Source organism: Methanomethylovorans sp. (genome assembly GCF_050177135.1).
GTDB lineage: Archaea > Halobacteriota > Methanosarcinia > Methanosarcinales > Methanosarcinaceae > Methanomethylovorans.
The window spans coordinates 1-11061 of the sequence record NZ_JBFXHJ010000075.1; the positions used below are offsets into that span (position 1 = coordinate 1).

At 45.0% G+C, this 11061-nt stretch carries 8 protein-coding genes; all 8 read right to left on the reverse strand.

Annotated elements, in window-relative coordinates:
• Positions 1 to 1798 (reverse strand): type I restriction endonuclease subunit R (locus tag AB7U21_RS07300; RefSeq protein ID WP_428387977.1); only part of this gene is annotated, 1798 nt, incomplete at its 3' end.
• Between the two features lie 188 nt (positions 1799 to 1986).
• Complete coding sequence (locus tag AB7U21_RS07305; RefSeq protein WP_428387979.1) at positions 1987 to 3291, reverse strand: Fic family protein; 1305 nt, start codon at positions 3289 to 3291, stop codon at positions 1987 to 1989.
• Positions 3292 to 3462: 171 nt separating this feature from the next.
• On the reverse strand, positions 3463 to 5163 hold the full coding sequence (locus tag AB7U21_RS07310) for a hypothetical protein (protein ID WP_428387981.1): 1701 nt from the start codon (positions 5161 to 5163) through the stop codon (positions 3463 to 3465).
• Positions 5160 to 6395 (reverse strand): restriction endonuclease subunit S, encoded by a 1236-nt coding sequence (locus AB7U21_RS07315; protein ID WP_428387983.1) that lies wholly within the window; start codon positions 6393 to 6395, stop codon positions 5160 to 5162. The genes AB7U21_RS07310 and AB7U21_RS07315 overlap by 4 nt, the downstream gene beginning before the upstream one ends.
• Positions 6388 to 6777 carry a hypothetical protein gene (locus AB7U21_RS07320; protein WP_428387986.1) on the reverse strand — a complete coding sequence of 130 codons (390 nt, stop codon included), beginning with the start codon at positions 6775 to 6777 and terminating at the stop codon, positions 6388 to 6390. Before AB7U21_RS07320 ends, AB7U21_RS07315 begins: the two co-directional genes overlap by 8 nt.
• Positions 6778 to 6864: 87 nt before the next feature.
• A complete protein-coding gene (locus AB7U21_RS07325) occupies positions 6865 to 8301 on the reverse strand; it encodes an RNA-binding domain-containing protein (RefSeq protein ID WP_428387988.1) in 1437 nt (478 codons plus the stop codon).
• Between the two features lie 94 nt (positions 8302 to 8395).
• Positions 8396 to 9322 (reverse strand): hypothetical protein, encoded by a 927-nt coding sequence (locus AB7U21_RS07330; RefSeq protein ID WP_428387990.1) that lies wholly within the window; start codon positions 9320 to 9322, stop codon positions 8396 to 8398.
• Positions 9312 to 10946, reverse strand: coding sequence for a type I restriction-modification system subunit M (locus tag AB7U21_RS07335; RefSeq protein ID WP_428387992.1), 1635 nt, complete (start codon positions 10944 to 10946; stop codon positions 9312 to 9314). The genes AB7U21_RS07330 and AB7U21_RS07335 overlap by 11 nt, the downstream gene beginning before the upstream one ends.
• Positions 10947 to 11061 lie beyond the last annotated feature (115 nt).

Genomic DNA, 11061 nt, shown 5'->3' on the forward strand with positions numbered 1-11061 from the left:
ACTGGGGTCTTAGTTCAGTGATGGCATCGTACATGCGCACGCATATCTCGCGGCTCATGCATACGATCATACCCTTGCCTTTGATGGAAGATTTCCTAGTCTCAAAGTGAGTAACCAGATCGTTGGCTACTTCCTGGATGCGCTTCTCGGCTCCAACCAGTTGTTCCAGAGCTGCCCAGCGGGATTTTGATCTTTCCCGCAAAGCAATGTCTTCTTCGTCTTCCAGGACTTCTTCTACTTCCTCGTTGAGCTTCTCGATATCAGTCTGGTTTATGTCCAGTTTTGCCAGACGGCTTTCGTAGTAGATAGGCACTGTTGCACCATCTAGGACTGCATCCTGGATGTCGTAGATACTGACATACTCCCCGAAAACCCAGCGGGTGTCTTTGTCATCGCTTTCGATGGGTGTACCGGTGAAACCTACGAAGGTTGCTGCTGGCAGGGCTGAACGCATGTGATGAGCATAACCGTATTTGAAAGCTCCTGTGGTGGTGTCCATTATGGCACGGAAGCCGTATTGGCTGCGGTGGGCCTCGTCGGCTATCACTACAACATTATCACGGTCGGTGAGTTTTGGAAAATGGTTTTCACCTTTTCCGGGCATGAACTTTTGAATGGTGGTGAAGATTATGCCACCTGAAGGCCGATTCTCGAGCAGTTCACGTAACTCCTCCCGGCTCTCAGCCTGTACTGGAGTTTCCTTGAGCAGCATTTTTGCATTGACAAAGTTCCTGAATAACTGTCCGTCAAGATCGTTACGGTCAGTGACAACTACCAGCGTGGGATTATTCATTTCCGGCTGTTGCATCAGCTTGCCTGCAAAGCATGCCATGGAGATGCTCTTGCCTGAGCCCTGTGTATGCCAGATTATACCGCCACGCTTTGATCCTGGTACCACTTTCTCGGCATAGTTTGCACGTGGCTCTTTTGCTTCTGAGGTTGTAGTTAGCCCGGCGGCTATGATAGTTGCACGTACTGCTTCTCGTACAGCATGGAACTGGTGATAGCCTGCGATCTTTTTGATGAGCGTATCCCCATCCGGTTCGAAGAGAATGAAATGGCGCAGATAGTCCAGCAGAAGCTCAGGTGCAAAGAAGCCTTTTACTACTTTTTCCAGTTCATATTCCAAAAGAGGCTGATCCTTTTCACTGCGGATGGTACGCCAGGGCATGAACCATTCCTCTGATGCTGTCAGTGAACCTACACGGGCATTGAACCCGTCGGAGATCACCAAGGCCTCGTTGAACACGAATAGATCGGCTATTTCTGTTTTATAGGTCTGCAGCTGCCGATATGCTGCCCAGATATCCGCTTCTTCCACAGCCGGATTCTTCAATTCTATGACAGCAATGGGCAATCCGTTTATGAAAACTACTATGTCGGGTCTGCGGGGTTGTTTCAGACCCTGCACGGTGAACTGGTTCACAACAAGGAACCTGTTCATTTCCCGATGCTGAAAGTCAATGAGCTGTACCCTGTCTCCTCGCATCTGCCCATCTATTTCATACTCTACCGGTACTCCTGTGAGCAGCATCTCATGAAAAGTGCGGTTGTTCTTTATGAGAGAAAGATGCTGTGGCTTGCTGAGGATGTGCAGGACCTCTTCAAGTATTGAGGCAGGTACTTCTGGATTCAGGCGATGGAGTGCACTGCGTAGACGATCTGGCAGGATGACCTGCCTGTAGTCTTGGCGCTCCGGGCTTATACCGTCATGAGCGATATCAGGACCGTACTGGTAGTCCCAGCCGGTGTCCTGGAACCAGGTTAAGCAGAGTTGTTCTAGTTCATTTTCGCTCATGTGGCAGCCGCTCCATGTGAATATCAATGATTGTTCTTTAATTAAGAACTGTTTGCATATTTTAAAGAAATTAATTTTTTCTATATTTAAGCCTGCTGTTTTAAGCGTGTAAAAAATGAGGTTACAGGTTTGGATACATTCAAAAAAGAGTTACTACCAATTTGGTAGAAATTGGTATTTATTGGTACTCACGACACCCGTTCAACACCTTTATACTTATACATGAAGCTTCTGCCTCTTTCGAGCTTTTCGACATACCCCAGTTTCTCAAGATGCTGCATGTCATTTCTTGCTGTGTCATAGGCAATATTGTATTTTCCTTTGATCTCAGCAATGGAGAAGTATCTGTCAGGTTCTTTGAGCAGGTTCTTAAGTATGTCAGCCTGCCTGAGGTTCAGACTCGCAGAGGTTTCAATGATCTGTATCGTTTCATGTTGTTCCTGCTTTTTGAGGCTAATGTACTCTTCAAGGTCTTGCAGCGCTTTTTCTATTGCAGAGAGGTTGTAGTTTATGAAGTATGTCAGATCGTTCTCGTCGGTCTCAGTATACAGATAGGAGAGGGCATATTTTGCTTTGGAGTGCAGCAGTATCCTTGATATCGGCATGTACTCAAAGAGCCAGTAACCCCGGCTGAGCATATACCAGTAGAAGATAGACCTTGCACACCGGCCGTTACCATCTGTGAAAGGATGGATATAGCCTATCAGGAAGTGGAGGATCACGCCCTTGATAAGAGGGTGGATGAACTCTTCTTCATCGTTGCTGGCAAACCTGCAGAACTCTTCCATGAGCTGGGGGATCTTCTGATAGTCCGGGGGGATATGATATACCTTGTTCCCGTCCCGGGGGTCGGCAACAACGATCTCGTTGTTGTCCCTGAACTTCCCTTCATCTGCGGGATCTTCCAGAGTACCGTGTGTGATCTCCCTGTGGATATCAAGCAGTGTATCCGGATCAATGGACCTGTCCTTCATTTCTGCTATCCTGCACATGGTCTGATAGCCGTTGAGGATCATCTTCTCGGAGTAGTCCATGGGTTTTCGCTTCTGCCGCAGCATCTTTTTGGCTGCTTCCCTGGTGGCGGCCGCTCCTTCAAGCTGACTGGAGGCGATGGCTTCTTCCATAAGTGAGTTGATGATGTATCGCTTCCTGTCCGCTGCACTCACTCCTCCCGGTCCGCTTTCCAGATTTCCGGTACCTTTTGTGTCCAGCAGGTGCAGTCTTCTCAGGGTGTCGCCTGACAGGACGTAACGGAAGGTCCATTCTGCGAATTCAACGCGCTTGGCCTGCAATGCCCTTGAGCTTTTGATCAAAGCCCACATTTGTTTAGCCTCTACAGGCAGCTTACGGTGCCTAAGCTCTTCCCAGTGTACATACTCGCGGTTGTACTTTGCAACAAGCTCCTGCATCTGTGGATCAACGAACATTGAGAGCATCTCAGGATACTTCCCGATAACCTCCCACATGTCCGGTGCTTTCTGTGGAATCTTCATAACTACCAATTCGTTACTTTTTGGTAGATACTGGTAGTTATTGGGATAAAAGGGTTACTACCAATTTGGTGAAGATTGGTAGATATTGGTAGGTTAATTAGAATAAAGGATAGTCAAAAGTCTATATTGTTAAAATATAGATTCAAGGAGCAAAATCCTTTTTACGCATTTTCATGTTTTCATAAGACTACCTTTTTTGACTTGTTCAGCTAACTTCATCATTGCAGTGTCACATTTTATGAGCAAATTTCTATAGTGCACGCGGAGATCTCCTTTAGGGATCTCACCTCCAGAATGTGCTACTATAGCAGAACGTAGATACCAAAGCTCATTAAGAGTATCAATTATTACTTTTATGTCTTCAGAAGAAAGAGAAATACTTTCTAATATTTTCCCAAGTTGTTTTATTGAAGCAAGACTTTTGTCACGACAGCCATATGTTTCAGCAAGTTTGTTAATATATGATGCATTTAGCCCTTCAACAATAATCTTAGCAAGTGCTAAAATTTGATCCTCCCATTCTTTACGTGACTCTGTGACTACATAGCCTAAAAATGTTAAGTCACATGTTTCAGAAACATGTGGCATTTTCCAGATAGAACATTGATTTCCCTGCTCATCCTGCTGAGGAAAATTGTCAAGCGTATTTTTTAAAGATTGAAGAGGATTATAAAAATCGTCCCAACATCCTTCAAAATCGGTCTTGAATGAGCGTGAAGAGATATTTGCTTTAGGAGATTCATTAAATGATTTCCAATAGAGTTGCTCTTGAAATGGAAGGTGACTCAAGTCGCAGATGTAAACATGGACTTGTCCCTCTTCATTAATGTCATATCGTAAGGACCATGCACCTTTACATTCGATCTGGCGGTCATATATCTTAAAACGTGAGGGGTCTTGACGATACCTCAATAAAACATCAGGCTTGAAAAAGGCTGGTGACGTTCCAAAAGGATAATCAGACTCCACAAAGTAGTTTTCTATCTGGTCAGGATCAGAAGTCCATTCTCTTTCTTCGTTATGCTTCCAGTCCCATATAATAAAGCTGGCGTATTCACGAGGTTCTTTTTCCATCAGTTTTAATAGTAATTCTTCATGTGCCTTTTTACATCGGATAATTTGGAATCCACGAAGAAAACTTGCCAAAGGTTTTTCAGAACCGCCTATTAGCGTACGAACTGCATAAATCTCGCATTCTTCTTCTGTACATATTTCTTCTAGTTTATTTTCACGTAAACTAACTCCCCAATCTACAGACCTAGACACTTCAAATACTCTAACTAAACAAGAATTGGCTAAGAATAGATAAAATTCAAGTTCTTCTTTACGAAAAGTACACAAATTAATATCAGATTGTTGAATCCAATTAGCAACCGAAATCATCTCTCCGAGTTCATTCAGTTTACACCAAGCACGTTTTTCCTCTACCCAATGAATATCAAGAACATGACTAATAAGCTGGTTGATTTCAATATAAGATTCATTGTTCCTATATCCATGAAAATGTCTTCGGAAGAACAAAGGCAGGCTGTTATCTAAGATTCTCGAATTTGTGTTTTCCATTGGATTAGTAAGGAAAGGAATCTGCTCATCTTTTGAATAGGAATACCCATAACCATAACCGCTGCTTACTCTGAAATTCCATTTTAAAAGATCTTCTATATATTCGTCTTTCAGTTTTTCCAATGGAACAATAAGCGAATAAAGAAAAAAGTTCTTTTCACTGATGTAAATGGGAATATCATCATCGGTTGTATTGTGCAAAAAATTGAGAGAATCTTCTTGACTGTGCCAAGTCTTAAGAGCCTCCTCTGATGAATCAATAGGCATTTGTTGTTGTTGCAAAAAATTTATCTGATTCTTTAACCTCATATGTCTAACCCCAATGATCCCTCCGTTTCTCTTAACCGTAGCTCTCCTGAAATCAACTTAGGCAACAGAGTGTCGCGCAGTTCGGCGAGGGTATATGCTTCTTCACTCAATGCTATCTGCTTTTCATCCAAAGAAGATATAATCCGAGAATACATGACAGCCACATCAGCTTTTGGAATAACAGCACGATACGACTTCAAAACGCCTTGATTAATATTCTGCTGGGCAGCCCCCACTGCAATTGTTTGAAGGTTTACACGTGCTTCGAGGAGTAGTCTTCTTAGGAAAGGCACACCATACTCAGACTTTGCAATCAAACCTGCTGCTGCTTGGTTCGATGTACCGGGACGTGTAAGAACCCCAAGACGTCCAACGGTTGGAGATGCATATAGGGCAAAAAGAATTGTTCCTGCTGGCCATAACTTGCACGATGAGCCAGTTAACGCTGCTTCTGTTATATGTTCCTCCGATTTAAGGAGCGGACCATCAAGAAGTTCACCTGTCTTAAACCAAGGTATAGTTCCACCTTCCCAATAAAGAGGATTCTTTCGAGCAGGCGTTCCTCCACTTGTTATTGACTCACAAAGACTTTCAACCGTGTCAATTCTCCACCCTTCCGGCACCTCTCCCAGCTCCGTCTCCTCAAAACTATCAGGGAACAGGTCAGCTATCTCCTCCGGCAGCCCTGTATCCCGACCCTCTGCTTTAGCACGCACCGGGTCGAAGTCCACGAACCACGACTTGAAGATAGCCCGTGCCATAGCTTCCAGTGTTTCGTTCATCCGGCGGTTGAGCTCGATCTTATCGTCCAGCGTGCCGAGGATATGGGCGATGGCGCGCTGTTCATGCACATTAGATGGAATACTGACAGAGATGGGATGAATATGATTTCGATTCAAGGTAGGTACACCACTGCCTACATTGAACATTGTTAGGTCCATAGATTTTAGGAGGTAGTAACAGAATCTAACATCATTCCCTTTGAAGTCCTTAACCCAAAGCGTTGTGTTCAGTGGCCAGAAGTCCGATTGAATATATTGACCACCTCCGATACTTCCAGAGCGTCCGATTACCACCCCTGGACCAGAAACCATCGCTTTCTGATGTGTACCAATTTGACCAGTTGATGCAATGACTGGAAATATACCTTGTAAACGCTCTACCTCTGGTAAATCAAAACCACGTTGGAGAGTTAAAATTTCTCCGAGTGTGGTATCTATCCACTCACTCATCCCTACTCATCTCCTCCAATTCTCCCAGTTCTTTTTCCAGTTCTTCGATGGTGGGGAGGCCGCCTTTGAGATCATCGGGCAGGGATTGAGCGAGCTTGTATTCGGCTATTCCGAGGGGTTTGTGTATATCGCGCAGGTGGGCATATTTCATACTTGTGGCAGCATTGTTTTTTAGAAACAATTGTCCAGCAGGCTGTTGAACTAATGGCTCATGTGAAGAATAAGCAAGTGCTTCAGCACACGAAAACTTAGACGAAACAATACAATATTCTTTGCGTCCTTGCGCCTTTGCGCCTTTGCGTTTAGTTCCATTAAATGCACTTATTACCAATGTACTCAGCCTTCCTTTTTCATTTTCCATGTGTATATCAGTTCTGACCATTGTTTTTCAACTGCACACCTTTCTATTTCTTCACTGTTTTTCACCCTAGTTTATACCTAGTTTATACCCTAAGTTTTAAACACTCTTTCATTTACCTGAAAGCCTTTCCCAATGTCCGCCCTTTGCCGGACCTATACGCCTGAGCAGACCTTTTTCTTTCAATATAGAGATATTGGCTTCTACCTTTCTTTGGGAAATGCCAATAGCCTCTGACAACATCCTGGCAGAAATATGCGGGTCTGTCTGGATCAGGTCAAGTATCTTTTGCTGGTTTTGGTTGAGATTTTCTCCGACCCTATCTCCGACCCTATCTCTGACCTTGTCCTGCAAAATGTCATCAGTTGCCTTTTCGGTTTCTTCGGGTTCATGCCGCCTGAAGGTCACGATGAACTGCGTGCCCACTTCTTCAAAGTAGGTCTTTGGCTCTGCGGTCAATATCTTACGGATGCCTGCACCCCACTTCTCGATCAGTCCTGCTTCGTGGAAAATATCCGCGATAAGCTCATTGCGCCGCTCGGAGAACATGCCCGACATGATCTTTTCCACAGACAGCCCTCCGTAGAGGCGGCCCTTGCTCCTGATCTCCACCCGGTCCCTGAAGACCGCCACATTCACCGAATCATACTCAAAATAGTCCCGGTGGCAGAACGCATTGATGATACCCTCCCTCAGCGCATCCCTGTCGATCTCCGGCACATCGACACGTTTCAGCCCTTCAAGCCGCATACCCACATGGATATTCGCAAGCACATACTTCTCGGCCTGCGCTATCAGGTAAAAGATATCCCCGTAATGATCCTGCATATCAAGAATAAGAGAAGTATCCTCCCTTGCGAATGTGGCACATCTTAACCTTGCATTCGGAAAAAAGTCCTCCGGCCTCTCACCAAAGAGAATGACAGCCGCATTGGTAGGCTTGCCACCGCAGAGCAATTTCAGCTTATCCATGGACTTCCGAATATCACCATCATACAGCCTTCCTGCGCTTTTAAGGAACGCAATGAACTTCTCCTCGCTGATATCATCAAGTGTGACATTCCTGCACACCTCAGTATCCCAGCGCAGTCTCTCCCGGTTCTTGCTCAGGATCATGCTCTCAAGCTCATGGATGCTCAAACGACGGTCTTCGTCCGCAACCCGCATATAAGCCCTGCCATAGGCAAAATACGGCACATTATTGCCCGCAAATTCCACAAGAATGCACTTCTTGCCTCCGATATCCACATGATAGATAAAAGGATGGATAGCAGGCTCTATGCCCTCCGATATAGCCCTTGATATATCCCGGAGAGTCTTCCTGTCAGGCTCCTGTCCCAGGACCGTGCCATCATCCTTCACACCAAAATAAAGCTCTCCCTCGTGATGCTTGTTCAGCATAGCAACAATGGATATGACAGCCTCTTTGAGCTCTGAAGTGGACCTTTTCAGCTCAATGGTCTCATTCTCCTTAAGCGGAAGTTCATAATCCAGTTTCTTCTCACGTATAACAAAATCAGAAGGATCGGCCATCATGTTGCTTTCCATCTTAATATTCTCTCCGGCATAACAGGAAACATACACCTATTTAACATCCGTCAAAATATGCCGGATATACCTTCATACACTTCATAGCTGTTCATCATTTATTCTTCCGGTCACAACCCCTCATAAGTTTTTTAATTTTGATCTCCATAGACCTTTTTTCCTGCGCCTGCACACCTTCAAGTAGTTCTACTTTGGAAAGAGCTTTGGCCAGATAACTTTTAGCGATATTTGGGTCCTCGTCCATAAAAAAGATAGCAACATGCAGGTATAGTTCCGGATCATCACCGAACTTTTTGCTGACCCTCTTTACCAGTCCCTTCATTAGTTCAAGTTCTCTCCGTTCTTTAAGTTCCAGAAGATAAACTGCGAACAGGTCAAAGTGTTCCGGGCTGTTATCCGCCAGGAAATGCAACTTCTCACCGTCGTCCATTGCAAAGAACTCACTTTCGATACGTGTCTTTTCCATTTCATCGTCAGTGAACTCTCTTTCACTCTTCATAAGAAGCTGGTCCACATCTTCCCCGGAAAGGTGCATTTTTTTGCCAAGCTTTTCCATACGCTCTTCATATTGTTTTTCTTCTTTGGCTGTGTAGATTCCCAAAAAATAACATATCCACTTTAAATAGGCCTGTTTGTCCCCCATCCACGACCTGTTGTCGATAGACCACAGAATATAGTCAATGACCAGTTTGAATTCATGGACAGTGATCGGTTTTTTTTCAAGCGCATCAGCCAGAGGCCCAAGCATCAAAAGTTCAAAAGGGTGAGAGAAATAACTGACATCTTTATCAAGGTTCATTTTGATGTTCCTTAGAACAGAGACAACTTCCTTGTCAGTGATCGTATTGTCGTGCTCGTAATAATATAGAGCAATACCCCCCTCAATAGTTCCTAAATGTTCACTGTATTCCTCTTCGTTATCCTGAAGACTTTTAATGAGCTTAACTTCCGGAGTATCCGGTTCAAGGAAATCACTTAATGATACGCCAGCATTCAAATTGTCAGTGTCATTAGAGTCCATATCCGATCCCTTTCAGATTTTCCTTTATCTTCTCTTCTAATTCCTTCGATCTGGCAAACTGCTCCGACAACTGCAGGGTCAGCCTTTCCATCTTTTCTGCGAAAGGCTCGCCATCGTCTTCCTGTGCTGCTGCACCCACATAACGGCCCGGAGTGAGCACGTGGCCATGTTTGCGGATCTCGTCCAGTGTCACAGACTTGCAGAACCCCGCCACGTCCTCATAACCTTCTCCCTTTTTCCATGCATGGAAGGTTCTGGCAATGCGCAGGATGTCCTTTTCATGATCAAAATCACGCAACACACGGTCTTTCATGTATCCAAGATCACGGGCATCAATGAATAGCACTTCACCCTTCCGTTCCCGGCTGCCATTGTAAGCTTCCTTGTTGCGGGTCAGGAACCAGATACATGCAGGGATCTGGGTGTTAGTGAACAATTGCCCCGGCAGTGCCACCATGCACTCCACCAGGTCAGCCTCGATGATGGATTTGCGGATCTCACCTTCATTATTAGTATTGGAGCTCATGGAACCATTGGCAAGCAATAGTGCCATGCTGCCATTTGGTGCAAGGTGATAGATCATATGCTGCATCCACGCAAAATTAGCATTACTCGAAGGAGGGATGCCATATTTCCAGCGTTTATCATCCTTCAGTTGCTCTCCGCCCCATTCCTTCATATTGAACGGTGGATTGGTCATGATGTAATTTGCACGCAGGTCAGGGTGCTGGTCACGTGAGAACGTATCTGCAGGCTCCTTACCGAAATCAAAATCCATGCCCCGGATGACCATGTTCATGCAAGCAAGCCTCCAGGTCGTGGGGTTTGACTCCTGTCCGTATATCGATAATTGTCCAATACGTCCGCCATGCTCTTCCACAAAACGTTCCGACTGCACGAAGAAACCACCCGAACCACATGCAGGGTCGTACACCCTGCCCTGGAAAGGTTCCAGCATCTCAACGATCAGAGTAACTATGGATTTGGGCGTGTAATACTGCCCACCCTTCTTACCTTCCGCACTGGCGAACTGACCAAGGAAATATTCGTACACATGACCCAGAATGTCCTTAGCCTTCAGGTTTTCATGGACAAATGGTATGGTGGAGACAAGATCTATCAATTCTCCAAGTTTTGCAGAATCGATCTGCAGGCGTGCATAATCCTTGGTCAGCACACCTTTAAGCTTAGGATTATCCTTCTCGATGGCCTCCATTGCATCATCAAGAAGCCGACCCACACTCACCATCCTGTAAGCATCGATCTTTCCGTTCTTTATAGTGATCTCCGTACCGGAAGGAAGCTTGGCACAGCTTTGTAATGTACCCCAGCGGGCCAGAGCCGGTATCCAGAACACATTCTTTTCAGTATAATAGTCCCGGATCTCCAGTTCTTCAGCTTCCAGCTCCTCATCTTCCCCTAAATAATACTCATGGTCCGGGTCTTTGAATTGTCCCAGAAGCTCTTTTCTTCGTTCCTCAAATGCATCGGAAACATACTTAAGAAAAACAAGGCCGAGAACTACATGCTTATAAACAGCAGCATCCAGATTGGAGCGCAATTTATCTGCGGATGTCCATAGTTTGTTATCCAGTTCTTTCAGGAAATTCTCATTTTCATCCATTATCTCGATCCTTTGTTCATTGAAATGTTCTTTATCTCACTTTAGACAGGTGGTTTGATCTCCTTCCCTTATATCATTTTCCTTTTAGTGTATCTTCTGCATTGAGAACCATTGA

Bases quoted from the DNA above. Each gene is read 5' to 3' on its own strand.
- AB7U21_RS07335 (WP_428387992.1), bottom strand. From the start codon at position 10,946: ATGGATGAAAATGAGAATTTCCTGAAAGAACTGGATAACAAACTATGG.
- AB7U21_RS07310 (WP_428387981.1), bottom strand. From the start codon at position 5,163: ATGAGGTTAAAGAATCAGATAAATTTTTTGCAACAACAACAAATGCCT.
- AB7U21_RS07325 (WP_428387988.1), bottom strand. From the start codon at position 8,301: ATGGAAAGCAACATGATGGCCGATCCTTCTGATTTTGTTATACGTGAG.
- AB7U21_RS07320 (WP_428387986.1), bottom strand. From the start codon at position 6,777: ATGGTCAGAACTGATATACACATGGAAAATGAAAAAGGAAGGCTGAGT.
- AB7U21_RS07305 (WP_428387979.1), bottom strand. From the start codon at position 3,291: ATGAAGATTCCACAGAAAGCACCGGACATGTGGGAGGTTATCGGGAAG.
- AB7U21_RS07330 (WP_428387990.1), bottom strand. From the start codon at position 9,322: ATGGACTCTAATGACACTGACAATTTGAATGCTGGCGTATCATTAAGT.
- AB7U21_RS07315 (WP_428387983.1), bottom strand. From the start codon at position 6,395: ATGAGTGAGTGGATAGATACCACACTCGGAGAAATTTTAACTCTCCAA.